Here is a 24,615-nt window from a genome sequence, read left to right on the forward strand (position 1 = left end):
CCTCCTTAAAATCCTTAATAGGTTAACCAGACTCGCAGCAGAGAGAACAGCTGATCAATTTGCAGCGGCTTGCTAATATAATCCGAAGCTCCCGCTTCAAGACACTTCTCGCGGTCGTTTTTCATTGCTTTAGCTGTTAAAGCGATAATCGGGAGCTCTTTATACTGCAACTTGTTGCGGATTATCTTCATCGCTTCATAACCATCCATGATAGGCATCATGATGTCCATAAGGATGAGATCAATATCCCGCTCCTCCTCCAACAGCTCCAAGCCTTCCTTACCATTGCTGGCAACCTTTACAGTCATGCCTTCGTTCTCAAGTGCTATCGTGAGAGCAAATACGTTCCGGATATCATCGTCAACGAGCAGTACTTTTTTCCCCTTAAATAGAACAGGCTCAGAGGATGCCTTCAGCTTCTCCGGAATTGAGACCTTCTCATGGAAAGACTCACTTGACGGACTCCATGAAGAGTTTGTGATCGCAATTTCCTTTTCTGCCGACTCTATTGCACCTTTTTTCATAGAAGGCAAATACAAAGTGAAGGTGCTGCCTTTGTTAATTTGGCTCGATAATTCGATAATACCGCCCAAAAGCCTGGAAAACTCACGACATATGGATAAACCAAGCCCTGTTCCACCATAGCGGCGGTTCGTCGTGCCATCAACCTGCTGAAATGCCTCGAAAATCAAGTTTTGTTTATCCTGAGGTATGCCAATGCCTGTATCCTCAACAGAAATAGCAAGCACATAATCACTAGAGCGGGATGGGAATAATCGGTTGACTGTCGCTTGATCAGCCTTTTGAATTTGCAGGGTTACATTGCCCCGTTCCGTAAATTTAAATGCGTTGGACAGCAGATTTTTGAGAATTTGCTGTAAACGCCGGGAATCGGTATGAATCGTATCAGGTACTCCGCTTCCTAAAATAAATTCAAAGCTGATGCCCTTCTTCTCTGCAATTTGTATAAAATTATAGCTAAGCATTTGCGGCAGCTCGGAAATATTCACTTCATCCACTACAATATCAATCTTACCTGCTTCAACCTTGGATAAATCAAGAATATCATCGATCAAAGCCAATAAATCATGACCAGCAGCATAAATAACGCGCGAATACTCTTCTTCTTCGGGACTCAGGGTTCCTCTTTTGTTCTCATAAAGCATCTGGGATAAAATAATCACGCTATTCAGAGGGGTTCTCAGCTCATGCGACATATTAGCCAAAAACTCAGATTTAAAAGCTGAATTTTTTTGCAGCTCCTCTGCAAAAATTTCGAGCTCCTTCTTTGTACCCTCGAGTTCATGCGCCTTTTGCAGCGCATATTGATTTTGCTCCTCCAATTGTTCATTGGATGTCCGCAGCTCTTCCTGCTGAACCTGTAATTCTTCGGCTTGTGCCTGCAATTCCTCGGTTTGAGCTTGCAGCTCTTCCGTTTGAGCCTGCAGCTCCTCGGACTGAGTTTGCAGTTTTTCTGTGAGTTCTTGTGATTCTTTCAGCAGCCTCTCTACTTCCATACGGCTGGTAACATTGTTGATAGCAATACCAAAAGAGTCAATTGTATTTTGCAGCAGCTTACGATGTGCCAGCGTGAACAACTCAAAAGATGCCAGTTCAATAACAGCCTCAACTGTTCCATCATATTGAATGGGTGCAATTACAATGCTTTTAGGTGATGCTTCTCCCAAGCCTGAAGTTATCTTCACATAATCCTGAGGTACTGAGTCTAAATAAATCATCCGTTTCTCCAGCGCAGCTTGTCCTACAAGCCCCTGCCCGATAAGAAAGCTTGAATTGCCTCTAGCTTCCCCATCAGCAGCAAACGATGCCGCCCGAACCAGCTTCTGCTGCTCACCTGTGCCAACACGCAGATAAAATGCACCGTAGCTGCTATTCAGCATGGAGGCAAACTTGGATATAAACAATTGAGCTAACTCTTTGACATCATTAACTCCATGCGAAGTCACAGCCATTTCAGCAATTCGGGATTGCAGCCAAAACTGCTCTTCATGATTATCCAGTAATTCATTGGCAGCATCGGAAAGATCCTTAATTTCATCATTTGAAGTTACCTGGATTCGCTCGGCATTTGCCCCGGATGAAGATGCAATGCCTTTGATGGTTTTAATGACTTGAGAGATGGTTCGAACGATACTTCCCGAAATAAATTGAGCCGCGACGATAGCAAGCAGCGAAATAACCAATAAAATAATAAATAATTGCAGTTTTAAAACATTATTCTTGCTAGCAAGCAGAGCTGCACGGTCATTTGTCAACTGCTTCTCAATGGTACGAAAGGATTCAAACTCAGCACGCATTTGATCCATATTTTCTTTACCAACGTCTGTCTTGAAGTAATTTAAGATTTCTTCTGTTTTGCCGTCTCTTTTCCACTCAATCGTAGGCTCTCCTGCAGTACTGATCCAGCGTTCGATAATGACTTTAATATCACCCAGCTTTTGCAGCTGACTTTGGTTATCTGTTAAAAGACCGACAAGTCTATTAAAGTCCTGCACCCACTCATTTCTTCCACTGTTATACGGTTCTAAGTATTTACTATCCCCAGTTATCAGATAGCCTCGCTGCCCAGTCTCCATATCCAATAGGTGCTTTTCAATTCGGTTGGTCAAATTATGAACTTCCAAATCATGACTCGTAATGAAATCAATTTCCTTTTGCATATCAGAAATTCTCTGTGTTACAAGTAGAACAGAAACTCCTAGACAAATAATGATAATAATATACCCTAGCATAATCTTGGTGCGTATGTTAAATCTCGTATTTTTGAGCATTCTGACAAAACTCCTTTAGTAGAAATGCTTCAGCTTCTGACAATATCTTAAATATTATCACAGTACGAGTGTTTGCTCCAGTCCAATGCCATTTTCCCAAAATTGAAAAAGCTTACCTCCTGGGAAGCGAGCTTTCTAAATCAGGAATGGGCTCTTGGATGAGCCTGATTATACACTTCTTTCATTTTCAATTTGCTAGCTTGTGCATAGATTTGTGTAGCGGCTATATCAGCATGTCCGAGCATTTCCTGCAATGTCCTTAGGTCTGCCCCATTCTCAAGCAAATGCGCTGCGAACGAATGCCTTAAGGTATGCGGGGTAATAGGCTTGTTAATATTTATATCCTGGGCATAACGTTTCAGAATTTTCCAAAATCCCTGCCTGGTCATCCGTGTTCCCAAATGTCCTACAAACAGCGCTTCTAGCGGGTCAGACGTTTTAATAAGCTGTGCTCTAGCATCTTGCATATAAGCTTCCAAGCTGCGAATAGCCATATTGCCAATCGGAATCATTCTTTCCTTACTGCCCGTACCGATGCACCTTATATACCCCATTTGCAAATTTATATCATCCAGATCTAATGAGATAAGTTCAGAAACCCTTATTCCGGTTGCATACAATAGCTCAAGCATCGCCTTGTCGCGAACACCATAGGCATGATTCGTAGCGGGTGCTTCCAAAAGAAGCTCAACCTCTTGAATGGTAATGACGGAGGGCGGTTTTTTCTCCAGCTTTGGATTTGCCATGCCTTGCGAAGGATCTGCCTCCAGAATATGTGTTTGGACCAAATATTGATACAAGGCCCGGATAGATACCATCACTCTGGAAAGGGTAGCAGCTGCACAGCCGCTCTGCTTTTTTTTATTTATAAATAAAGTAATCTGTGATTTACCTGATTCCTTCCACGTAGATATTCCCTGCTGCTTGAGAAAAGCGATATATTGCTCAAGGTCGCGCTCATACGCTTCCGTAGTACTTTGTGCAAGCCCTCGTTCTATAGTTAAAAAGCGGAGGAAGGATTGCAAATTAGTCAGCATCTTGGTTAAGCTCCTTCATTATCAAGTTATTCCTGTTCATGAAGCATTCCACACGTGACTATGAATATCCTTTTTTCAATTATTCCCCATACCAATAGAAGAAGCGTAAACGATCCGCAAGTGTACCAGAATTAGGCTCATAGGCACGCTGATGAAACACCTTTTCCGCTCTGCCTCCAGGTGTTTTGTATTTCTCTACAGGCTGGGTCCATTGCGTCATTAGCAGCAAAAGATGGTAAAGCATAAAGGTTAGAACCATAAACAAAACAATAAACCGAAGCCTGGCCATCCATTTATGATAGGAAAAGATCATAGTCGTCCCTCCATTCTTAAGGACAGAATATGATCCCGGCATTTTTTTTATGACAAGTCGCTATGACAAATTCACCAGATTCGTATAAGGAACTCCCAAAGCTTCTGCAACAGCGGGATGCGTCACCCAGCCTTTAAAGGTATTGATTCCCGGGGAAAGTGTGTTATTCTCGGCTACCGCGCGGGTTAACCCCTTATTCGCAAGCTCAAGCGCATACGAGATCGTAACATTCGTTAGAGCAAGTGTCGAAGTTCTAGGAACAGCACCCGGCATATTGGCCACTGCATAGTGAAGTACATCATGCTTCAAATAAACAGGATCGTCATGAGTAGTAACACGGTCAATCGTTTCAATTGTTCCGCCCTGATCAACCGCCACATCCACAATGACACTTCCCGCCTTCATCTGTTTGACCATTTCTTCGGTAACCAGCTTAGGCGCTCTTGCTCCCGGGATCAGGACAGCACCGATTAATAAATCCGCTTTCTGCACGGCATGGGCGATGTTGTATGGATTAGACATCAGTGTCCGCAAGCGACCTTGAAAAATATCATCTAATTGCCTCATGCGCTCTACGTTTCTTTCAATGATGACGACATCCGCACCTAAACCTAAGGCCATCTTGGCCGCATTCGTTCCTACAATGCCTCCTCCAAGTATAATCACATTCCCAGGAGGCACACCCGGTACGCCCCCAAGCAAAACACCCCTGCCACCAAAAGACTTTTCGAGAAAATGAGCACCGATCTGTACAGACATTCTGCCTGCTACCTCACTCATTGGCGATAGCAGTGGCAAGCTGCCGCTGACCGTTTGAATGGTCTCATAGGCAATGCCTGTAACTTGCTTGTGTATTAAGTGCTGAAGCAAATCACGGGCAGCAGCAAGGTGCAAATAGGTAAATATAATCAGGTTCTCTCGAAAATATTCGTACTCCCCTGGCAGCGGCTCCTTCACTTTCATAATCATTTCACTTCTCTTCCAAACCTCAGCTGCTTCAGGAAGCATGCTTGCTCCAGCTATCCTGTATTCTTCGTCAGTAAACCCGCTGCCTTCTCCAGCACCTGCTTCAATAATTACCGCATGCCCCGCTGCATGAAGCATTCCTACCCCAGCGGGTGTTACTGCAACGCGGTTCTCATTACTTTTAATTTCTTTGGGTATACCAATAATCATAGTATGTCCTCCATGGGAATGATTTCTTCCTTTTTCAGTTAGTGTGCCTTAACAACGTCTGAATATGTGTTCTCAAGTTTGATTCAAAAAACGGCTTTTACGGTTATTCACTTATATAGGTTATACATTTTATATAATCGTACAAATTAGGTAAGGAGTGTTGCCATATGTTAAACCTGCTGATTACGATCATCATGGCAATTGTCATTGGATCAATTGGGCATGCTATTATAGGCAGCAGTATAGCTGGAGGCATTATAGGCTCGATGATAACCGGTTTTGTGGGAGCATGGCTTGGTTATATCTTATTGGGAGCATGGGGGCCTGTTATTTTCGGTTTTGCAGTAGTACCTGCCATCATCGGAGCAGCATTGTTCGTGTTTTTACTTGGGCTTCTTTCGAAGATAATGAGAAAACCCATCACTTAGTGGTATAATGATATTAAACCTATTAAAGGAGTTGTTTTCATGTCGAACGATAATAACAGTGGAGTTTTAATTGCAGCTATTGTAGGAGGTGCCGCGGGGGCTATCGCAGCCCTCCTGTTGGCCCCTAAATCAGGAAGAGAATTAAGAAGCGATGTATACCAGACAGCCTTGGATTTACAAGAAAAAGGAGAAAGGCTGTTTAAAAATGCAATGAAAAAATCAGAGCTTGCCGTTGAAGAGACAGCTGACCTTCTTGACCGGGCGCACGCCTTGTACGGAGAAGCGATGGAATCCTCTGCCCGGCTGATGGAGCAAATTAAAAATTCCAAAACAGCGGACAAGCTTACCACTTCGCTCAGCGAAGACGTACTCTCTGATGATCAGTCCAAAAAGGAAGCTTCCACAGAAGCTCATGATGAGAGCAAAGATGAAAGCAGCAATGAGAAAACCCAATAATTTACTAATTCACTAATTCAAAAGACAGACCTGACCAGCAGATGGTTGGGTCTTTTTTTGCTTCGCATCCTGCAGTCTGCAAAATAGCAAAGAACCGCCAGAATAATTCTTGACGGTTCTTAGATTCTTCTATTTTTATTTTAAAAAGTCTATTTAAAAGTCCGGTGATTGACCCTTTTCGGCAAAATAAGAACGCAGTTTATCCAGTGCTCTCCGCTGCATTCGAGATACACTCATTTGCGATACATTTAACTCATCTGCAATCGCTCTCTGGGAATGGCCCTGAACATAAGCCAGCTCTAATACCTTTCTTTCGTCATCCTTAATAATCGTTAGGGCTTCCTGCAAATCCAGCTTACTATCCACTTTGCGGTACTCATCCAACGATGTAGCTAGAATATCCCCAATCGTTGCGCCATTTTCCTCTTCAGATAACGGTGTATCCAAGGAAACATAATGATAACATTCGCGGCCAGCCAATATTTCTATCGTCTCTTCCTCAGTTAAACCTACTTCTTCAGCTATTTCTTCCACCTTGGGAGAACGTTCCAGTCTGGCGGTCAGGTTATCGATAGCATTTTGAAGTTGAAAGCCTTTTTCCTTGATACGTCTGGGCACTTGAATATACCAGGACTTATCTCGCAAAAAGTTTTTCATATGACCTATAATACTTTTCATCATGTAAGGCTCAAATTGTACACCTAATGTGACATCATATTGTTTAAATAGCCGCAGCAGCGACATATGACCAACTTGAACTAAATCCTCATAAAGATCGGGCCGGCTTCTTGAAATCTTTCCGGCTGCCATTTTGACCATGGGCTCGTATTTCACAAGCAAGGTAGTAGCAATTTCATTACATTCTGTCTGCTGGTATTCCATAATTAATTCATATACAGATGGAACTTCTCGCGGTTCAGAGTTTATACTCATACCATTTCCTCGCTTTTAATTAGCATCTTTGTTAATATGACCTCGGTTCCGCAGTTAGATTTCACCTCCACTTCATCCATGAGTGCCTGCATTAAATATAGACCTAACCCTCCCACTTGCGTGTCGTCTAGGGTTTTATCATGCATGGATGTTGAAGCCTGCAGTTTACCAGTATCAAAGCTGGTACCTTCATCCTTAACAAAGATGCGCAAGCCTTCTGCAGAAGGCTCAAAACGAATGGCAATTAAGCCGGAGCTGCCTGGTTCATACGCATGAATCACAACGTTGTTGCAGGCTTCTGATACAGCCACCTTCATGTCTTCTGTTTCTTCATAAGAGAAACCCAAACGTGTAGCGATCCCATAAAGCGTGAATCGCACTAAATCCAGATATTCCGCTTCTGCGGGCAAAGTCATACTAACGGGTCGGTTAGGGAGTTTCATAAGTGGTCTCTTTCCTTTCTACTCAGGGCGTGTATGTTATCAAGCTGTTAAGAAGGGGCTCAGGCCCGTAATATCGAATAACCGCTGAATTTTAGCAGGAATGGCTTCTACTTGAAAAGGTGCTTTCAGGGCATCTCTTGCTTTCAAGATGGATACGATAACACCAATTCCAGTACTGTCAATATAGCTCAGGTCACGTAAGTTAAGTACAAGCTTTTTTCCGGCTTCCGCAACCAAAGGGTCAATAGCGGAACGCATGTCTGCCGCTTGCGATAAATCCAAATCCCCTTTTAAAAATAAAATATTGCTGCTTTCCGTAACTTCCTTTGTAAGCTGAAATTTAGGTTCAATCATTGTTTATGCCTCCATCTAAATGTTAAGGTGATTTTCTTAGCTTACGAAAAAGCTCTAAAAAAACAGGAATGACTTTAATAATTTCCGCTGTACGATCTACAGCCGTATTTTGCTTTACTGGCTTCTCAAGCCTTTCAGGCTTCTTGGCACGGATAAAATCCGCAACAGCGCTTGAAACCTGTCGTACAGAAGTGGTCACTTCCTTGGCTGCTTCACCAGATTGCTTAAAGGAAGCGAACGCTGAATTCATTGCTTGAAGCTTCCCTTGTACGTCTACCACAATTTCTTTCGTATGCTGCAGCAGTTCACTCGTGTCGGTAGTTAAGGCTCCGACTTGCTTCTCCACATTACTGAGAGTTTGGCTTGTGTTTTGAATCATTGCGCTTAATGAACGCAGCGTTATAATCAAATACACTACCAATACCACAAAAGCAAGAGCGATTACTGCTACACTCCATTCAATAATCATCTGACCACTCCTTTAATGCTTTTTACATACTTACCCCATTGTGCTGGAATTGAATCATGGCGTCAACAAGTTTACGAAAAATAGGGATCCCAACCTGAGAGTCTAAAGATTTGTTCCTTTGAATGGTCTTCACTTTCTTATATATCAAAATAAAAGAAACCTCCCTTCGCTTAATGGATGCTCTTACGCTTCCACTGCATAAGGTTGGTTTCTTTTTTGGCTAAGTATATTTCATAAGAAGCAGGATTCATTATTAATGAACCAAATCTTCATGACAAACAGCAACCACTATTCGACCATTCTCCAGCTCATGCTCATAGTAATGAACAGTCGTAGGAGACCAGCCAAATGACATCAGCTTAGAACGCAGCTCACAGCCTGTAGAACGAAATAAATCAGATTGCATTTGATTCATCGTCATGGTAGCCATCCCGATACGGCTAACACATTGCTGAGCAAGCAGTTCCTTATTTTGTTCATTATCGTAGGCAAGCACATGAATTTGATGCGGCTTGAAACCAGCTTCCTTGAACTGCAGGATTGCCTTTTTTACATCCTTTTCAAAATCTGCCACTACAATAGAATAACTCATTATTTACTCCTCCTATGCGTTTGTTAATGGTTGCTTACCTGTTATTACGAGGGTGAACTGATCCATCTCATCCAATCTGTAGAAAAAAAACGAGCGGCCGGCTTGTCCATTTTGGTCACTATGGTTTCCTTCTCGCCTATTACAGCAATATCATTTCTCCCCGTACCTTGAATGATCACCTCATCTCCCACATAAGTGCCTTCTCCGATAATCGCCTTTTTAATTACCGCGTTCCTTCCGATCGTAACACCCGGCATAATCACACTATCCTCAATCATACTGCCTTCTCCGATCTGCACTCCGAATGAAATCACAGAACGCTCTACCTTGCCCCTGACAGCACATCTGTCACTTACAACAGAACGTTTGACCCTAGGACTCGATTGGATGTATTTAGGAGCCTGGTCGGTGCAAGCGGTGTATACCTTAGCCTGCTGGTCCTGCCAAGGTAATAGCTCTGAATTAAGCAGCATATCCATATTGGCTTGCCATAAGCTTTCAATCGTACCAACATCTCTCCAGTAGCCTTTAAACGAGTATGCATATATGTTAGCTCCTTGCTCAATAATTGCGGGAAGTAAATCCTTACCGAAATCATGACTTGAGTCCGCAGCGTTTTTATCCTTTATCAATAAAGATTCTAGATATTTCCAATTAAAAATATAAATACCCATCGATGCCAAATTACTTTCCGGTTCAGCCGGCTTCTCACAAAAACGGCTTATACGTCCTTCTTCATCCGTACTTAATATTCCAAACCGGGAGGCTTCCTCCCATTTCACAGGGGTAACCGCGACTGTCACATCTGCTTTGTTTCGTTTATGCTGCTCCAGCATCGCTTGATAATCCATCCGATAAATATGGTCAGCCGAAAGGATTAGGACATATTCAGGATCATGCCGGTTAATAAAAGTTCTATTCTGGTAAATAGCATCTGCTGTACCAGCATACACATTATCTTTATCAGCGGGATGCAGCAGCGCCACCTCACCTTTAGAACTGCGATTCACCCAGGAGGAGCCTCTTCCAATATGTTTGTGCAGGGCGTCAGGCTTATACTGTGTTACTACACCAATAGTATGAATACCTGAATTCGAGCAATTACTTAAGGCAAAATCTATCATGCGGTAGGAACCGCCAAAATGAACCGCAGGCTTAGCGGTATGGAGGGTTAACGGATGCAATCGTCGTCCTTCGCCTCCTGCCAGAAGCATGGCCATACATTCCTTTTTACTCATTATTTTCACCCAATTCCTTCCTGTTTTGTTCTTAATTATTCGCTTTTTTCCACCTTTCCGGGGGAGCATCATAAGTAATATTTAAACGCCTATAGTAGATTTGAAACATAAATTAGCTAGAATTGGCAAAAAAATAAAGCCCCTGACTGTTAAGTTCAGTGAGCTTTATAGAGTAATACAGTGAAAATGAAAGAAGTCCCTGGCCCATCATTTCGCTTGACACCAATCGTTCCACTCATTAATTCAACCAAACTTTTACTTATAGCTAATCCCAGGCCCGTTCCGCCAAACTTGCGTGTCGTCGACGAATCTGATTGTGAAAAGGGTTGGAATAACCTATTAATAAAAATTTCATCAATGCCAATCCCCGTATCCCTGACTGTAAATTCTACTTCCAGACTATTTCCCTTGGTCTCTTTCAAACGAACGAAAACATCAATCCGGCCTGACTCGGTAAATTTCACAGCATTTCCTACAAGGTTAAGGAGAATTTGTCTTAAACGAACTACGTCCCCTAACAGATTTTCCGGAATCTTAGGATCAATATTATAAATCAGATCAAGCGATTTTTTACGGCAATCCAGGCTGAACAAATCGAGTGTTTCCCCGATACAATCACTGAGATCGAAAGGTTCCTCAAATAGCTCCATCTTGCCTGACTCCATCTTCGATAAATCCAGAATATCATTAATAATCAGCAATAATGCATTTCCGCTCTTATGAATCGTTTCCGCATAATCCCTTTGGTCCTGGGTAAGCTCCGTTTCCAGCAGCAAATCCGCCATTGCAATAACACCATTCATAGGTGTGCGGATTTCATGGCTCATAATCGCCAGAAATTCAGATTTCGCCTTCGCCGCGGCCTCCGCAGCTTCTTTGGCGACCTGCATTTCTTCGGTCTGCTGATTGAGCAGCTCGGTCTGCAGCTGCAGCTTCTTTTGAATTTTGTGCATCTGCACAAAGCCTTCAATCTTGCTTTTCAAAATGGTAGGCGAGAATGGTTTAACCATAAAATCAATAGCACCGACGGAATAGGCCGTAAACGCAAACTCCTCTTCCCTGGTCGAGGCAGTTATGAAAATAATGGGGATTGCCTTCGTTTTTTCTCTTGATTTAATCCACTGGGCGGTTTCGAATCCATCCATTCCGGGCATCTGAACATCTAGAACGATAACCGCAAAATCCCGCTTCAGTAAACACCGGAGTGCCTCTACTCCTGAATTGGCTTTTACTAGATTGTAACCGCTGCAATCAAGCACGGATTCAAGGGCTAGCAAGTTTTCCGGTTGATCATCTACCAGCAATATGTCGACAGATTCATTCCAAATCAGTTTGAACGCCTCTTTTCTACACATTCTCACTTTCTTAAAGCTTAACGAATTTTGCGATATATTCTAGCGGATGGGTCCAACTGCTCATAGCTGGCTTGATGCTTGGAAAATGAAATGGATTCGTTCTGCCCAAGGATGAGAAAACCGTTTTTGCCTAAGCTGTTATAAAACAGATGATGTACCCGATCCTGCAACTCATTATTAAAATATATTAGCACATTACGGCAAAATATAACATGAAACTCGTTAAATGAGCCGTCCGTAACCAGATTATGTTCAGCAAATATAATATTATCCTTGAGAAAATCATGAAAGGTAACATGATCCTTGCCTGCTTTGTAGTATTGAGAGAATGCATTGATTCCACCGGATTGCTGGTAATTCTTCGTGTAGATCTGCATGTTTTTCAACGGATACGTGGCACTCTCCGCGATTTGAAGCGCTTCTTCATGAATATCCGTGGCGTAAATTCGTGTCTTCTCATACAAGCCTTCTTCATGCAGCAGCATCGCGATCGAATATACTTCTTCACCTGTTGAGCAGCCTGCGTGCCAAATCCGAATAGCAGGAAGTGTCCGCAGCCAGGGAACAAGCTTACTGCGAAATAATGCGAAAACATCCGGATCACGATACATTTCCGTAACCGAAATGACCATATTAGACAATAGTCTTTTCAGACAGTCATGATCGTGAAGTACCTTATTCTGAAGAGCGGAAATCGTATCCAGTTGTTCGGCATTCATACGAAGAAGAATGCGGCGGCGGATAGAAGCGTAATTATAATTGCGGTAATCATATCCATACAAACGATAAATGCCTTCGAGAAGCAGCTTGATTTCAATCATCTCTAATTCATCATTTTTTTCCAAGGCGGAAGCGATCTGATTCCTATCATTAAAATTCGCACACACCGCGTCCACTCTCCCTCCTTTATTTCTTACATAACCATACTTGAACTAAAGACAACAGCTGCTCCGCCTGAACCGGCTTGGTCACATAATCGGATGCCCCGGCCTGTATGCATTTCTCTTTGTCTTCTCTCATTGCCTTGGCAGTTAGCGCAATAATAGGTATCTTCGCCAGTTCAGGCAGGCCACGAATTTGCCGCATCGCTTCATACCCGTCCATTTCTGGCATCATCACATCCATAATAATTAAATCAAGGTTAGGATTCTTCCGCAGCAATTCAATAGCCTGCACACCCGTCTCAGCATGAGTGATGATCATCCCGAAGCTCTCCAGCAAGTTCGTTAGGGAATATAAATTCCGGATGTCATCATCCACCAGCAGCAGTCTTTTTCCGGCCAGATCGAGTGAGTTCTCCATAGAGGATCTCTCCCAACGCATGGGCAAGATCTTTTTATATTCCCTAGTTACTTCAGATTGAAGACTTGCTGCCGACTCCTTCAGACCCGAAGAAGGAAGGCCTAGCTGCTCCTCTGGAAGAAACAGTGTAAAGCGGCTTCCCCGTCCTTCCTCGCTCTCAAGCTGAATCTCCCCGCCCAAGAGCTGCGCGAATTCACGGCTGATCGAAAGACCTAAACCTGTGCCCCCATATTTACGTCCGGTTGTCCCGTCTGCTTGACGGAAGGCTTCGAAAATCATTTCCTGTTTATCCACAGGTATACCGATTCCCGTATCCTCGACACTGAACGTTACCATAGAGGAGTGGCGCCAATCGCGGTAAAAATTGATTTTCACTTCACCTTTATTCGTAAATTTGATCGCATTGGAGAGCAGATTCCTCAGAATTTGCATCAATCTTTGACGGTCTGTCATTAACTGCTCCGGGAAATCCGGACTAACTTGAATCGCAAATTTCAACCCCTTCTGTTCAGCTAATGGCTGAAAGGCTCTAAGAATAGATTGGGCAATTTCCTGGATACTAACGGATTCTTGCTGCAGATCCAACTTGCCCGACTCAATTTTCGATAAATCAAGCACATCATCAATCAATTTTAATAATTCCTGCCCTGAAGTATGAATCGTTTCCGCATATTCAATCTGCTTATCTGTCAAGTTGCCTTCCTTATTGTGTGCTAGCAATTGGGATAAAATTAACAAGCTGTTCAGAGGTGTTCTGAGCTCATGGGACATATTCGCCAGAAACTCCGATTTATATTTGGAAGCCACGGATAGCTCTATGGCTTGATGCTCCAGCTTATCATACGAGCTTTTGAGCTCATCCTTCTGCGACATCAATTCCTCCGATTGCCGTTGGAGTTCTTCGGTCAAAGCCTGAGAAATCCGCAGCAGTTCCTCTACCTTCATCCGTCCACGAATGTTATTGAGAAGAATGCCCAAGCTGTCAGACAGCTGCTCCGACAGTTCAAGCTTGAGGTCTGTAAAGCTCTTCAGCGAAGAAATCTCAAAAACGGCAACAACCTCCTCTTCAAAAAAAACAGGACTAATCAGCAGTGATAAAGGATCGATATCACCGAACGCAGAGCTAATATTTACATAATCGGCCGGAACCTCGTTTAGAAATATAGTTTTCTTATCCAGTGCGCTTTGTCCGATCAGGCCTTGGCCTAGCTGAATTTTTTCAGCAGCTGTTAAGCCCCGGCTTCCGTTACGGGCATATGTAGCATAGAGCTTCAGAAACTTCTTCCCATCCTGTTTTTCAAGAATATAAAAAGCCCCATAGCTGGAACTCGTCATACGGCACACTTCTCCAATAAAGGTTTGGGCGAGCCCATACAAATCCTCAAAACCTTGAAGAAGTGTTGTCATTTGCACAAGATTGGTTTTAAGCAGCGCTTGCTCTCTATTGGATTTACTGAGCAAACGCTCGCTTTCTGCTGTTTCCTCAAGCTCCATCGTCATCTTGTTAAAGATTCTGCCAAGCTCTCCGAACTCGTCGTTAGATACGACTTGGATACGATGTGTGCGATGATTATTAGAGCGTTCCACGTTCATAATCATGCCAGACACCATGTTGAGACCTTTGGTTAAGCTGACTACAATCCAAATCATGACACCTCCGCCTAATAACAAGCTCGTCAGTGTCAGAAGCCCGGTATAGGCAATCGTCTCAGAATTCGTTTGTTTGGCTTCCATAAGAGCGGTATTCATCGCTTCTTCTTGATAGCTCGTCATATTATCTATGGATACCAGAAGGGTTTCTTGCAGCTTCGCTCCCTCATTTGCCCGCAAATCTCGGCCTGTTTCCTGATTCCCGTTTACAACCTGTGTAATAATTTCATCCTTAAGGTCTAAATATTTATTGCCATTTTCGATGATGTTATTAGCGATTTGACGCTCAACCTCACCGTTATATTCGCTACTTACCCGTTTCAGCATTTCCGTTACTTTATCGCTAGAGGTAAAAATCGCCAATTGGTTTTTGGAGAGATCCTCGTTGCTTTCGCTTAGTATTAGATTAGCGATGTTTTTGCCGAGCCGGCTCACATCCACTCGAAGATTAGCCGCAAGCCGCAGCTTCTCATACTGGTTGTCGTACATTTCATCCAAGCTTCGGTCAATACTCGTCATCCGGTTTAGTCCAGTGCCTGCGAGTGCGAACATAAGCAGTAGTAAAATACCAAAGCCGAGAAACAGCTTTGTTCTCATTTTCAATGTAGCTCACCCTCTCAGAAAAGCTCTTTTCCGATGCTGTCAAGGCACTGTAATCCTGACAATACAAATATCGTCAGACTGTATATCTAGCACTTCAGGGGGAAGCAGATTATCGATGATGCACGAAAGGTCCAGGCCTGTACAGCGCGTCAGTTCCTCCGTCAATCTGTGGAGAGGCTCTTGTTCAGGCTCCTCCAAAGCTTCGAGCAGCCCATCGGTATACATAACAATTTCAATGGAATTCTCGAACTTCAATATCGCCTTCTGAATGTCCATTTGCCCAAAAAAACCGACAGCACAAGACCCTTGATTGAGTTCAGCCTTAACGACTCCATTCTCAAGGATCAAACCTGGCGGATGTCCTGCATTGACATATTCGATCGTTCTGTTCTTAACATCAATGAGCAGATAGATAGCCGTGAAGTAATAATTGATCTGTTGATTGCGGCTGTTCAATTGGTTCATATAGCGATTTAATTCAGCAATCACAATCTCCGGGGAGACATACTTCGTTATCGTATCCTGCATGACGGAGGAGATAAACATACAAACGAGTGATGATGAAATGCCATGGCCCATAATGTCCAGCAAAATAACCCCGTATCGATCTTCATCAATTTGATACCAGGCATAATAATCCCCAGCTAGCTCAGAAGACGGGTGGTATACTGCTTTAATTTCAATTTGTTCATTCTGAAGTGGCAGACTGAGCACATTGCTCTGAACCTGCTTCGCCAGTTCTAGCTCATGACGAATTCGCTGCTCATTTTCCTTATGCCAATCTTTCTCATACTTAAGCCTTAAAGCAACCCGGATGCGAGCAATAAGCTCAATTTTATTTATTGGCTTTATCACATAATCAATCGCCCCTGCTTCAAGAGCTTCTGCAAGCTTAAGAGAATCTCCCAATGCGGTAACCATAATGATCGGAATGTCTCTCAAGCGCTCTACGCGTTGAATTTGCCGGCAGGCCTCAATCCCATCCATGATAGGCATCATGATGTCCATGAGGATCAAATCTACAGGATTATAGTTCGTTTCTATGGAATCATTTTTCAAATAGTCAAAAAGCTCCATGGCCGACGTCATCGCTGTATAATCCATGTATCCTGCACTCTTTAATATTTTCTCAATGACAATGAGATTAACCGGATTATCATCTACAATTAGAATATGCATGATTCATTCACCTATTAATTCCTTTGTTTATTTTGTTGAATGCACTATATTCATTTATTGACATTTCTCTTTATAAGTAACCTTTAAACTGACAATTGAATCTTACAAAAAATCTCGTTCCAGATCAAATAAACCCCTTGTTTCACAGCAAACCTTACAGGTTAAATAGTTAGCATAAATAAGAAAACCAGGAGGGACTAACATGGATTACAAAGTGGACATCGTTAATGATGAAGAGCAAGCCTTACGGCACATACTAACGCTTCAGAAAGAAAGCTATCCGCTGAGTCAAATATACGTATTAACTATGGATGCCCAAAAAGCGGAAGAGTTAGCAGAAATATCGGGTACACAGCGAGCGGCTGCAGCAGACGAGGGGTTAAGCGACTCATTAGCCAACTTATATCTCTCACAGGGCGAGCGGCTGCTGGAAGAAATGGAAGCTATCGGTCTTTCAGAGTATGAAGCACAGCAGTATGAACAAGCCCTTGAATTCGGGGGATATATGATAGTAGCAAAATTAAAATTGGAATCGGCTCCATACATGTCCGCAGAGCAAGTCCATCCAAATGAAATTTGGAACCCGCAAAGTGGCTATAATGAGTAGGCGCTTCCTCAGCAAATAATGCCGATATCCGTGCTTGCGGAATATCGGCATTATTTGCTTATTTTATACATATCGCCCCTCAACTATTGAGGGCACCGTGGTTTAAGAAATTAGTCGGTTGACTCTGGCTTGCTTGTCCCCTTGCAGCGGAAGCAAATTCCTTGAAAATCAAGTCGATGATCGAGAACTTCGAAATTAAACTCTTGTTCCAGTCGTTCCTCCAATGGAGTTAGCCAGTCTTCCATAATCTCATCTACAGCACCACATTGTGTACATATCAAATGATGATGGTGATGATGCGTGCTGTCGTCCCGAAGATCGTAACGGGCAACTCCGTCTCCGAAATTCATTTTCTCCAGCACATGGAGCTCGCTTAACAGTTCAAGTGTTCTATATACGGTTGCCAAACCTATCTCCGGAGCTTTATCCTTGACGAGCATATACACGTCTTCAGCACTGAGATGATCGGCCTCATTCTCTAGCAATACCCGCACCGTCGCTTCCCGCTGAGGGGTCAGCTTATACCCTTCGGTTTGCAGCTGCTGTTTAATCTTATCAATTCTTGCTTCCATGCTACTCCCCCTCAAAACGGCTAAAGGCTCTTCATATAAGACGCCACTTTCTTCATTATAGGGGGAGCAAGCCAACAAAGTCAAACATTTGCTAAATGTCTTAAACTCGAGTATATCCCGTTTTTCAATTGATACCTGCGAGCATTGGCGTAACCCACTTGATCACATCCAGGGAGACATATCCTTCCCAGAGAGCAGCAGCAAACAGAAAAACACCCATTAACAGGGTAATCGAGACATACCTCATAAAAGGATGATAAATAGCTCCTCGCCTTTGTATGAAACGATTCTTAATTATATAAATAGAAAAGGCCATGGCCGATACACTGCAAATGAGCAAAGCGGGGATGACAATCAGGTTTTGCGGAGCTACAGATACTAGCGCAAAAAGCATGCCCTTCCAAGAAAATTGAGCCACTAAATAACCGACAGTGAAGCCTATAAGTACACCCTTGAGGAAATCAAGAATTAGAACAAGCGGCAGTCCGATAACAGAAAGTCCGAAGAGCCAGATTAGCAATATCCATTTCATATGCATGCCAAAGGCTTGCTGAAACGATTGCCCTCCCTCAATTTGCATACCACCATTAACCTCTTGAAAAAAACTGCCGAGATAGCGGCTCATCTCCTGCTTTTGCTCCAGCGACAATGCATTCACCATCACAGCTCCAAATACAACACCAATTACAAACAGCACTGAGACAAACACATACAAGGATAGATTCTCTTTCATAAATTGCTTCATCGTCAGCTTCCCGTTCATCATGCCGCCCCTTTCCCGCACTAGACATCCTACAAAGACAAGGATATGCGGCAAAGAGTGAATCTATGAATATGATTCTTCTAATTCTTCCGTAAAATCCTCCCATAGCGCCCGCCGCCGCCTACTTCCAAATCTAGCCTGCCTTCTCTCGCCTGGACAATATAATCAGCCAGCTCAATACCGAGCACTGCAGCCAGCTGCTCAAAGCCGACACTGTGCAAAATATTCATTTCGGTGCCGAACCTAGCGAGAAGCAGATCTATTTTTTTAGGCCCAAGTCCTGGAATAAACTCCAATGGAACCTGAAAATGATAGGGTGGACGGTAGGAAGGAAAAAACGGCTCTTCGCGGTCGGACAGGGACTGGATTCGGTCCATAACGCCTTTGATGATTTTGCTGCTGCCGCAGTACAGACAGCGCTCGATACTCGTCTCACGCTCATCTACTATGGACTCACACTGTCCGCAATAGGTACGATGATATTTGCCCAAACGGGGATTGAGGCCGTAGTTGGCTGAAACCATTCTGCCTTCCTTGCGCTGCAGCGCTTTTACAAGCTCCGCGAAATTAGCCTCCGCCAGTGTCATTATATTGTATTCACGGCCGATTTTACCTAAGGAATGAGCATCTGAGTTCGTCACAAAGGTGTAACGGTCAAGCTCTGAGATTGTTCCGGCCATCTCAGAATCTGAGCTAAGACCGAGCTCTACCGCGGCAATGCCATCCAGGTTCAGCAAATGCTCCATCCGATCCGTGCTGCCGTACACACTTTTGTGCGGGGTAAATATATGCGCTGGGATCAGGATGCCCCCTCTGCCCAGCACTTCCTCCTGCAGAGCACTTGCCGGCACATAGATTCGCTGTGAGCTGAGCTCCACATTTTTCATATGCTTGGTCATCCAGCATGTGAAATCCTGCATCGTTTTGAGATCTGGCATATAGGCTAGTAAATGAGCAGGGCCCATTCCCGGATCTCTCACCTCGATCTCACTGCCCAGCAAAATGGTCGTATTGTGGTAGCGGATTCCCCCTCCCTCCAGCTCGACCATATCTCCCCGATCGAGATAGTGCATAATCTCTTCCTGAACCGACGGAGAATGACAGTCAATGATGCCAATCATCTCAATCCCTTTGCGTTCAGAAGCCTCCTTGGCAATATTGAAAAAGGTGAGATTGCTGGCGGCACTAATTTTCACCGCATTTCCCCGTTCTGTACGGCCAATGTGTATATGAAGATCCACATAATAGGGATTCAGTGGATTTAATGGATTTAATGGATTTAATGGATTTAATGGATTTAACGAATTCAAAGGATTCATCCGATTTGTCCTGTGAGTTGATAAATTTGCCATGCATATACGGCCATTATCGTTTTGGCATCACTGATTCTTTGTTCTTGCATATATTGCTTGGCCTCATCCAGTGTGATTGCCTCACATTCGAGAAATTCATCCTCATCAGGAGCTGCCTCACCCTTTATCAGGTTTTCTGCAAGATACATATGAATAATTTCATCGGCAAATCCGGGTGATGTAGAGAAGGAGGAAATCAATTTCAGGGAACCTGCACGGTAGCCCGTCTCTTCTGCCAATTCACGCAGAGCGGCTTCAAGTGGAGCCTCGCCCGGATCCAGCTTGCCTGCCGGAATTTCCACCTGACTTCTCTCCAGCGGTTTGCGGTATTGCTCAACGACCAGCATTTTATTATCCACAAGTGCTAATACAGCTACAGCACCCGGATGTCTGATAATTTCTCTGGATGCGATTTGCCCATTTGGCAACTGTACCTGGTCTACCTGAAGCGTTATGATCTTCCCTTGAAATACCTCTTGCGTGCTGATTGTAGTTTCTTCGAATTTTTTGCTGGATTTATAATGCATTCCTTTGCCTCCTAGTTAGGTTAGAAAAAAGTTTGGGTAATAAAAAGTACGTATATCTTGTCCTACTTACGCATATCGTTCATTATAACAAATTTGCCGAACAAAATTACAAATCTTCGGATAAATGAGGGATTCATAATGAAAAGCTATGTAGCAGAACAAAACTTTCGTCTAGTAGGAAAAGTATGGGAAATCAAGCAGCACCTCAAAAAAATGGCCCAAGGGGAAGTCAGGGATATGAAGTTGGCGGATTATTTAGTTGTTCAGCAGAAGCCTTCAGCGCCAGTCTATATGCCCAATCCGCGGCGGAAAAGACAGCTAAAAAAAACGACGGGTCCTCACGCCATCCTCTTCCCATCGAAGTAATCAGCTTTGGATAAAGCCGCAGAGCGGCTTCTGCATCAGCAATCTTAACCTCCGAAGTTGAGAAAATACGATGCTTATGCGAGTTGCCTTTTTTCAGCAGCTGCTCTTCAATAAGGCTAGTGAATTCCTCATGGAGCATCGGAAGCGGTACATCAGCTCCAGTCAGAGCTGCAATATGTAAACAGGTTAAGGTATGATGACTGATTCCCCGATGACGCTCTCTCGGATCGGCGAAGCTAATACGGGGAATAATAATGGGTGAACCACCCAATAGATTAACTGCATTTACCAGCTCTCCTACCTCCACGCCTGTGTGCCCATATGGAGTCGCTGTTCCGGTAATGCCTGGTCCCATAGTAACAATGGCTAAATCTGCGGCCGCTGCATGCTTGGCGGCTAATAAGGCGCTAAATTTATTAACCGCTTCAAGCCTGCCTCCATATGCCTGACCATATGTGATGGTCATATCGAGCCAGCCAAGCTTTTCAAGTGCTGCTGCATGCTCGCTAAAAGCCAGAGGAAGCGCCGCCCCATCGGTCATTATATAGGCAATTTTGATTGGTTTATTTCGTTTCGACTGTGAATTTAAATTCACGGCTTTTTCCTGCTCTTGCCGGTACCGAATCCAACATAAGGCGATAGGAAGCATACTATGCAGCTCCCCAATTAATACTGGCATCCCTTCCAATTGAAGAGCCTCTTGAAATTGGGCATGGTAGGGACTGGCTTCCTCTTCCACGGTAAGAACGGATCTTTGCATCGCCGTATATGGCAGCTTCATGATATGCCCGCGGGAACGTGCTTTTTGTTTTTCCGTGAGAGCCTGTGTACCACTTGCTTTATCTCCAGCTTTATCTCCAGCTTTATCTCCATCCTTATCCTCAGCTTCTCCCTCGATCTCGATCTCGATCTCAATCTCATCCTCAACCTCACATTCAATGTTAGAATCCAATAAAGCTACAACGAAATGATACCCGCCTGAACCTAGGCCAAGGTTCTCCGCCGTAGTGTTCAACAGCACTTTATCTCCTGGCTTGAGCAAGTCGCGATTGACTGCCTCATAGATAGCTTTTTCAATTTGATCATTGCGAAGCCTCACACCGACAATTTGCAAGTTGCCGCGGACTTCAAGCTGTCCCGTCACCTTGCCTACTTCCCAATTCATCATTCTCTCTCCCCCTGTGCCGCTATATTTTTGACCAAATGGCCATCAATTCGCTTGGTTCAATGGATTTCCCAACAAAAAAAGAAACCCTTTCTCAAGGATTTCTAATGTACATATGTATGCTGCAATGATGGTATATTATTCGCCTTTAGCCGCTTCTTTAACGATTGCCAGGACCAGCTCCGCTGTTTGTACCAGATCACTTACAGCTATGTGTTCTTGCGTTGTGTGAATTTCCTTGTAGCCAACAGCCAGGTTAACCGTAGGAAGGCCCATTCCGTTGAAAATGTTGGCATCGCTTCCTCCGCCTGAATGGAAGGTTTTCGCGGTGAGGCCCATATTCTGCATCGCCCTTGCCGCTAAAGCAACGACAGGAGCTTCATCCTCATGCATATAGGAGGCATATACGATTTCCGAAATAAAATCGCACGTTGTGCCTGCTTCCAGCGCCGCAGCCTCACAGGCTTGGCGCATCGAATGTACTTGTGCCTCCAGCTTGACCTGGTCAATACTGCGCGCTTCCGCTTCCAGCTTGACACGATCACAGACCACATTCAACGGACCTATCCCGGAAAAACTGCCAATGTTGGCTGTTGTTTCACTATCGATCCGGCCCAGCTTCATTCTGGCAACGGCTTTACTCGCCACTTGAATGGCACTGATGCCATCTTCCGGGTTAACCCCTGCATGAGCGGATTTCCCTTGAAAAATAATGGTGATTTCGGCCCGTCCTGGAGCAGCGGTAGCAATATCGCCAATACTTCCGTTGGAATCGAGCGCATAGCCATAAGCAGCCTTGATCCATTTCGGATCCATAGCCCGTGAGCCTTTCAAGCCAGATTCTTCACCGGCAGTAATAATGAACTGCAAAGGTCCATGAGGGATTCCTTGCTCCTTTAGCACTTTAATCGCCTCTAACATAGCGGCAATACCCGCCTTGTCATCGCTCCCAAGAATGGTTGTTCCATCACTGCGGATAATGCCATCTGTCCCAATCTGTGGCCGAATCCCCTGGCCTGGCGCTACTGTGTCCATATGTGAGGTGAACAGCAGCGTCGGAACTGAGGCTGCTGCAGCGTTATCCAAAGCGGCCGCTTCCAAGGTACAAATTAAATTGCCCGCTCCATGCCCGCTTCGATCTGCCGAGTCATCTTCTTCCACCGTTAGGCCCGCTGCTTTAAATTTTTGCTTAAGCACTTCGGAAATTTGCTGCTCGAACCTTGTTTCGCTGTCCACCTGCACCAAGGAAATAAATTCCTGGATCAAACGATTTTGCTGGATCATGCACTTTCCTCCGATACCACGTTTAGGTTACAATAGAACTTATACAAGCCGTTTCACAAAAAGGAGTGAATATTCATGTATAACAACAAGCTATGGTTTAAAATTGTCATTTATGTGATGTTAATCTCAATTACATTGTCTGGCATTCTTTTAACAGCGAGTGCTTTGTTCTAAGCCTGGCCGATTGCAAGACAGATCTTATTGTTATTAGCTTAGTATAGTTTTGTTTCCAAATTATATCCTTCCATGTTTTCCTTGACGCGCTGCAGAAATCTGCCGCAGATAACACCATCAAGAATCCGGTGATCCAGCGATAGGCATAAATTCACCATGGAACGAACCGCAATCATATCTTGAATGACGACAGGCTTCTTCACAATCGATTCGAAGGTCAATATGGCCGCCTGAGGATAGTTGATAATCGGGTAAGAGAGAATCGATCCGAAGGAGCCTGTATTGTTGATCGTAAAAGTACCGCCCTGCATATCGGAAAGCGTCAATTTGCCTGTTCTTGCTTTTTTGGTCAGCACATCAATTTCTCTGGCCAGTCCGGCAATATTTTTCTGATCAGCCATTTTAATGACAGGTGTTACTACAGAATCTTCAGTTCCGACGGCCAGGGATAAATTAATATCGCGTTTGACGATAATTTTGTCGACGGCCCATACAGAGTTCATGATAGGGTAGTCCTTGATCGCTCCAACAACAGCTTTCAACAGAAAGGCCAGGTAAGTCAAGTTGACCCCTTCCTGACGAGTAAACTCCTCCTTCACCTTATTCCGCAAGGTAACCAGATTCGTAACATCAACCTCAATAGTTGTCCAGGCATGCGGGATTTCCGCTACACTCTGACGCATATGGCTGGCTATAGCATTACGCATTGGCGTTATATCAATAAAATGCTCTCCGCGCGTGTCACTGGCATGGCTTTCAACCTCTATGAAAGGTGTCTGAGGATTAGCCGAAAGATGGATACCCGTGCTTCTAACAGGCTCCTTTGCAGGTTTGATATCTCCATTTGCTTGTATCCCATTGTTAGCGGCGGTTTGCCCATTGGAAGGCTTTGGTGACAAGTTCGCTGCTGCAGTGGACACGCTTTGAGCTGCTGGATGTGAACTAGTGCCTGCAGCTATTGCCAGCTCGATGTCTTTGCGGGTAATTCTTCCGCCTAAGCCAGTTCCTGCTACTTGCTGCAAGTCAATATGGTTATCCAACGCCATCCGGTGCACAGCAGGGGAGAATCTGTTTCTCATGCTAAGATCGGCACTGTTCGTTTCTGCAACCTCTTCAGCTGCCTGATTCCCATTATTGGACCCACTTGCTCCCTGAGCCGCAGAAGCGGGTACCTCGATCAAGCAAATCGCTTCACCAACCGCTGCAGTAACCCCTTCGCGGCATATAATTTCAACCAATTTCCCCTCAATTGGAGAAGGCATCTCTGTGTTCACTTTCTCCGTAAAAAGCTCACAAATTACATCATATTGTTCAATATAATCTCCAGGCTGCTTAAGCCATTTGCCTATTGTTGCAGATACAAGGCTTTCTGCCAGATGAGGAACCGTGACCTCAACTATCCGTTCATTTGCCATGTTCGTGCACCTCCATTCCAAAAATTGAAAAAACCATCGGTCGCACTTGCTGCGAACAGGTTCAAAATAT

The 24,615-nt window shown here is 44.1% G+C and carries 25 protein-coding genes and 1 pseudogene; 5 read left to right on the plus strand and 21 right to left on the minus strand.

All coding sequences use genetic code 11. The features are described from left to right. Positions 1-14: 14 nt before the first annotated feature. From J2Z66_RS02675 to ald, 4 genes are all read right to left on the minus strand, one after another. Complete coding sequence (locus J2Z66_RS02675; protein ID WP_209969722.1) at positions 15-2,792, minus strand: CHASE3 domain-containing protein; 2,778 nt, start codon at positions 2,790-2,792, stop codon at positions 15-17. Between the two features lie 140 nt (positions 2,793-2,932). Then, positions 2,933-3,829 (minus strand): site-specific tyrosine recombinase XerD, encoded by an 897-nt coding sequence (gene xerD, locus J2Z66_RS02680; protein ID WP_209969724.1) that lies wholly within the window; start codon positions 3,827-3,829, stop codon positions 2,933-2,935. Positions 3,830-3,908: 79 nt separating this feature from the next. Then, positions 3,909-4,142: a DUF4227 family protein gene (locus J2Z66_RS02685; RefSeq protein ID WP_209969726.1), complete on the minus strand. Its 234-nt coding sequence runs from the start codon at positions 4,140-4,142 to the stop codon at positions 3,909-3,911. Positions 4,143-4,202: 60 nt separating this feature from the next. Next, positions 4,203-5,318 carry an alanine dehydrogenase gene (gene ald / locus J2Z66_RS02690; protein ID WP_209969728.1) on the minus strand — a complete coding sequence of 372 codons (1,116 nt, stop codon included), beginning with the start codon at positions 5,316-5,318 and terminating at the stop codon, positions 4,203-4,205. Positions 5,319-5,485: 167 nt separating this feature from the next. Between ald and J2Z66_RS02695 the strand changes: the two genes are divergently transcribed. Both J2Z66_RS02695 and J2Z66_RS02700 read left to right on the plus strand, forming a co-directional pair. Beyond that, positions 5,486-5,746, plus strand: coding sequence for a GlsB/YeaQ/YmgE family stress response membrane protein (locus J2Z66_RS02695; protein WP_209969730.1), 261 nt, complete (start codon positions 5,486-5,488; stop codon positions 5,744-5,746). Positions 5,747-5,785: 39 nt separating this feature from the next. Then, positions 5,786-6,202 carry a YtxH domain-containing protein gene (locus tag J2Z66_RS02700; RefSeq protein WP_209969731.1) on the plus strand — a complete coding sequence of 139 codons (417 nt, stop codon included), beginning with the start codon at positions 5,786-5,788 and terminating at the stop codon, positions 6,200-6,202. A gap of 153 nt (positions 6,203-6,355) precedes the next feature. Here the strand turns inward: J2Z66_RS02700 and J2Z66_RS02705 are convergent, their stop codons facing one another. From J2Z66_RS02705 to J2Z66_RS02750, 10 genes are all read right to left on the minus strand, one after another. After that, a complete protein-coding gene (locus J2Z66_RS02705) occupies positions 6,356-7,135 on the minus strand; it encodes a sigma-70 family RNA polymerase sigma factor (RefSeq protein ID WP_209969733.1) in 780 nt (259 codons plus the stop codon). Then, entirely contained in the window at positions 7,132-7,578 is a 447-nt protein-coding gene (rsbW, locus tag J2Z66_RS02710; RefSeq protein ID WP_209969735.1) for an anti-sigma B factor RsbW, read from the minus strand. The genes J2Z66_RS02705 and rsbW overlap by 4 nt, the downstream gene beginning before the upstream one ends. Before the next feature lie 39 nt (positions 7,579-7,617). Further along, positions 7,618-7,932, minus strand: a complete 315-nt coding sequence (locus tag J2Z66_RS02715) for an STAS domain-containing protein (RefSeq protein WP_209969737.1) — start codon at positions 7,930-7,932, stop codon at positions 7,618-7,620. Between the two features lie 22 nt (positions 7,933-7,954). Then, positions 7,955-8,401 carry a DUF948 domain-containing protein gene (locus J2Z66_RS02720; protein WP_209969739.1) on the minus strand — a complete coding sequence of 149 codons (447 nt, stop codon included), beginning with the start codon at positions 8,399-8,401 and terminating at the stop codon, positions 7,955-7,957. A gap of 253 nt (positions 8,402-8,654) precedes the next feature. Then, entirely contained in the window at positions 8,655-8,993 is a 339-nt protein-coding gene (locus J2Z66_RS02725) for a general stress protein (RefSeq protein ID WP_209969740.1), read from the minus strand. A gap of 44 nt (positions 8,994-9,037) precedes the next feature. Then, positions 9,038-10,231 carry a glucose-1-phosphate adenylyltransferase gene (locus J2Z66_RS02730; protein ID WP_209970299.1) on the minus strand — a complete coding sequence of 398 codons (1,194 nt, stop codon included), beginning with the start codon at positions 10,229-10,231 and terminating at the stop codon, positions 9,038-9,040. A 155-nt stretch (positions 10,232-10,386) separates the two neighbouring features. After that, on the minus strand, positions 10,387-11,586 hold the full coding sequence (locus tag J2Z66_RS02735; protein WP_245375241.1) for a hybrid sensor histidine kinase/response regulator: 1,200 nt from the start codon (positions 11,584-11,586) through the stop codon (positions 10,387-10,389). Positions 11,587-11,603: 17 nt separating this feature from the next. After that, complete coding sequence (locus J2Z66_RS02740; protein ID WP_209970301.1) at positions 11,604-12,407, minus strand: CheR family methyltransferase; 804 nt, start codon at positions 12,405-12,407, stop codon at positions 11,604-11,606. A gap of 85 nt (positions 12,408-12,492) precedes the next feature. After that, on the minus strand, positions 12,493-15,135 hold the full coding sequence (locus tag J2Z66_RS02745; RefSeq protein ID WP_245375272.1) for an ATP-binding protein: 2,643 nt from the start codon (positions 15,133-15,135) through the stop codon (positions 12,493-12,495). Between the two features lie 45 nt (positions 15,136-15,180). After that, a complete protein-coding gene (locus J2Z66_RS02750; protein WP_209969744.1) occupies positions 15,181-16,320 on the minus strand; it encodes a SpoIIE family protein phosphatase in 1,140 nt (379 codons plus the stop codon). Positions 16,321-16,522: 202 nt separating this feature from the next. Here J2Z66_RS02750 and J2Z66_RS02755 point away from each other — a divergent pair, with 202 nt between their 5' ends. Further along, positions 16,523-16,927, plus strand: coding sequence for a YflT domain-containing protein (locus tag J2Z66_RS02755; RefSeq protein WP_209969746.1), 405 nt, complete (start codon positions 16,523-16,525; stop codon positions 16,925-16,927). A 110-nt stretch (positions 16,928-17,037) separates the two neighbouring features. On the opposite strand, the gene fur is transcribed toward J2Z66_RS02755, so the two are convergent. The 4 genes from fur to J2Z66_RS02775 form a co-directional block, all read right to left on the minus strand. Next, positions 17,038-17,499, minus strand: coding sequence for a ferric iron uptake transcriptional regulator (gene fur, locus J2Z66_RS02760; RefSeq protein ID WP_209969748.1), 462 nt, complete (start codon positions 17,497-17,499; stop codon positions 17,038-17,040). 124 nt (positions 17,500-17,623) lie between these two features. After that, positions 17,624-18,262 (minus strand): stage II sporulation protein M, encoded by a 639-nt coding sequence (gene spoIIM, locus J2Z66_RS02765; protein ID WP_376774357.1) that lies wholly within the window; start codon positions 18,260-18,262, stop codon positions 17,624-17,626. Between the two features lie 80 nt (positions 18,263-18,342). After that, positions 18,343-19,581, minus strand: coding sequence for an endonuclease Q family protein (locus J2Z66_RS02770; RefSeq protein ID WP_209969750.1), 1,239 nt, complete (start codon positions 19,579-19,581; stop codon positions 18,343-18,345). Next, positions 19,578-20,141: an NUDIX hydrolase gene (locus J2Z66_RS02775; RefSeq protein WP_209969752.1), complete on the minus strand. Its 564-nt coding sequence runs from the start codon at positions 20,139-20,141 to the stop codon at positions 19,578-19,580. Before J2Z66_RS02775 ends, J2Z66_RS02770 begins: the two co-directional genes overlap by 4 nt. Before the next feature lie 138 nt (positions 20,142-20,279). Between J2Z66_RS02775 and mciZ the strand changes: the two are divergent. Next, positions 20,280-20,348: pseudogene (gene mciZ, locus J2Z66_RS43975) on the plus strand (Z-ring formation inhibitor MciZ); the annotation flags it as partial. Between the two features lie 22 nt (positions 20,349-20,370). Here mciZ and J2Z66_RS02780 read toward each other — a convergent pair. Beyond that, on the minus strand, positions 20,371-21,675 hold the full coding sequence (locus J2Z66_RS02780; RefSeq protein ID WP_209969753.1) for a DUF3866 family protein: 1,305 nt from the start codon (positions 21,673-21,675) through the stop codon (positions 20,371-20,373). Positions 21,676-21,810: 135 nt separating this feature from the next. Beyond that, the gene (locus J2Z66_RS02785) at positions 21,811-22,956 is read right to left on the minus strand and encodes a M20/M25/M40 family metallo-hydrolase (protein WP_209969754.1); all 1,146 of its coding nucleotides are present in this window, start codon (positions 22,954-22,956) and stop codon (positions 21,811-21,813) included. 75 nt (positions 22,957-23,031) lie between these two features. Here J2Z66_RS02785 and prli42 point away from each other — a divergent pair, with 75 nt between their 5' ends. Beyond that, a complete protein-coding gene (prli42, locus tag J2Z66_RS43320; RefSeq protein ID WP_209969756.1) occupies positions 23,032-23,130 on the plus strand; it encodes a stressosome-associated protein Prli42 in 99 nt (32 codons plus the stop codon). Between the two features lie 38 nt (positions 23,131-23,168). Here prli42 and J2Z66_RS02795 read toward each other — a convergent pair whose 3' ends face one another. After that, complete coding sequence (locus J2Z66_RS02795; protein ID WP_209969758.1) at positions 23,169-24,545, minus strand: dihydrolipoamide acetyltransferase family protein; 1,377 nt, start codon at positions 24,543-24,545, stop codon at positions 23,169-23,171. Positions 24,546-24,615: the final 70 nt, after the last annotated feature.

This window comes from Paenibacillus eucommiae, from assembly GCF_017874215.1.
Taxonomy (GTDB): Bacteria; Bacillota; Bacilli; order Paenibacillales; family NBRC-103111; genus Paenibacillus_AI; species Paenibacillus_AI eucommiae.

What these genes read in the sequence shown, in the direction of transcription:
- fur (WP_209969748.1), bottom strand. Translation starts at nt 17,499, where the DNA reads ATGGAAGCAAGAATTGATAAGATTAAACAGCAGCTGCAAACCGAAGGG.
- J2Z66_RS02785 (WP_209969754.1), bottom strand. Translation starts at nt 22,956, where the DNA reads ATGATCCAGCAAAATCGTTTGATCCAGGAATTTATTTCCTTGGTGCAG.
- J2Z66_RS02685 (WP_209969726.1), bottom strand. Translation starts at nt 4,142, where the DNA reads ATGATCTTTTCCTATCATAAATGGATGGCCAGGCTTCGGTTTATTGTT.
- ald (WP_209969728.1), bottom strand. Translation starts at nt 5,318, where the DNA reads ATGATTATTGGTATACCCAAAGAAATTAAAAGTAATGAGAACCGCGTT.
- J2Z66_RS02730 (WP_209970299.1), bottom strand. Translation starts at nt 10,231, where the DNA reads ATGAGTAAAAAGGAATGTATGGCCATGCTTCTGGCAGGAGGCGAAGGA.
- J2Z66_RS02795 (WP_209969758.1), bottom strand. Translation starts at nt 24,545, where the DNA reads ATGGCAAATGAACGGATAGTTGAGGTCACGGTTCCTCATCTGGCAGAA.
- J2Z66_RS02780 (WP_209969753.1), bottom strand. Translation starts at nt 21,675, where the DNA reads ATGATGAATTGGGAAGTAGGCAAGGTGACGGGACAGCTTGAAGTCCGC.
- J2Z66_RS02705 (WP_209969733.1), bottom strand. Translation starts at nt 7,135, where the DNA reads ATGAGTATAAACTCTGAACCGCGAGAAGTTCCATCTGTATATGAATTA.
- J2Z66_RS02740 (WP_209970301.1), bottom strand. Translation starts at nt 12,407, where the DNA reads ATGATTGAAATCAAGCTGCTTCTCGAAGGCATTTATCGTTTGTATGGA.
- J2Z66_RS02725 (WP_209969740.1), bottom strand. Translation starts at nt 8,993, where the DNA reads ATGAGTTATTCTATTGTAGTGGCAGATTTTGAAAAGGATGTAAAAAAG.
- xerD (WP_209969724.1), bottom strand. Translation starts at nt 3,829, where the DNA reads ATGCTGACTAATTTGCAATCCTTCCTCCGCTTTTTAACTATAGAACGA.
- J2Z66_RS02715 (WP_209969737.1), bottom strand. Translation starts at nt 7,932, where the DNA reads ATGATTGAACCTAAATTTCAGCTTACAAAGGAAGTTACGGAAAGCAGC.
- spoIIM (WP_376774357.1), bottom strand. Translation starts at nt 18,262, where the DNA reads ATGAACGGGAAGCTGACGATGAAGCAATTTATGAAAGAGAATCTATCC.
- J2Z66_RS02720 (WP_209969739.1), bottom strand. Translation starts at nt 8,401, where the DNA reads ATGATTATTGAATGGAGTGTAGCAGTAATCGCTCTTGCTTTTGTGGTA.
- J2Z66_RS02755 (WP_209969746.1), top strand. Translation starts at nt 16,523, where the DNA reads ATGGATTACAAAGTGGACATCGTTAATGATGAAGAGCAAGCCTTACGG.
- J2Z66_RS02770 (WP_209969750.1), bottom strand. Translation starts at nt 19,581, where the DNA reads ATGAATCCTTTGAATTCGTTAAATCCATTAAATCCATTAAATCCATTA.
- J2Z66_RS02745 (WP_245375272.1), bottom strand. Translation starts at nt 15,135, where the DNA reads ATGAGAACAAAGCTGTTTCTCGGCTTTGGTATTTTACTACTGCTTATG.
- prli42 (WP_209969756.1), top strand. Translation starts at nt 23,032, where the DNA reads ATGTATAACAACAAGCTATGGTTTAAAATTGTCATTTATGTGATGTTA.
- J2Z66_RS02735 (WP_245375241.1), bottom strand. Translation starts at nt 11,586, where the DNA reads ATGTGTAGAAAAGAGGCGTTCAAACTGATTTGGAATGAATCTGTCGAC.
- J2Z66_RS02775 (WP_209969752.1), bottom strand. Translation starts at nt 20,141, where the DNA reads ATGCATTATAAATCCAGCAAAAAATTCGAAGAAACTACAATCAGCACG.
- J2Z66_RS02700 (WP_209969731.1), top strand. Translation starts at nt 5,786, where the DNA reads ATGTCGAACGATAATAACAGTGGAGTTTTAATTGCAGCTATTGTAGGA.
- J2Z66_RS02675 (WP_209969722.1), bottom strand. Translation starts at nt 2,792, where the DNA reads ATGCTCAAAAATACGAGATTTAACATACGCACCAAGATTATGCTAGGG.
- rsbW (WP_209969735.1), bottom strand. Translation starts at nt 7,578, where the DNA reads ATGAAACTCCCTAACCGACCCGTTAGTATGACTTTGCCCGCAGAAGCG.
- J2Z66_RS02750 (WP_209969744.1), bottom strand. Translation starts at nt 16,320, where the DNA reads ATGCATATTCTAATTGTAGATGATAATCCGGTTAATCTCATTGTCATT.
- J2Z66_RS02695 (WP_209969730.1), top strand. Translation starts at nt 5,486, where the DNA reads ATGTTAAACCTGCTGATTACGATCATCATGGCAATTGTCATTGGATCA.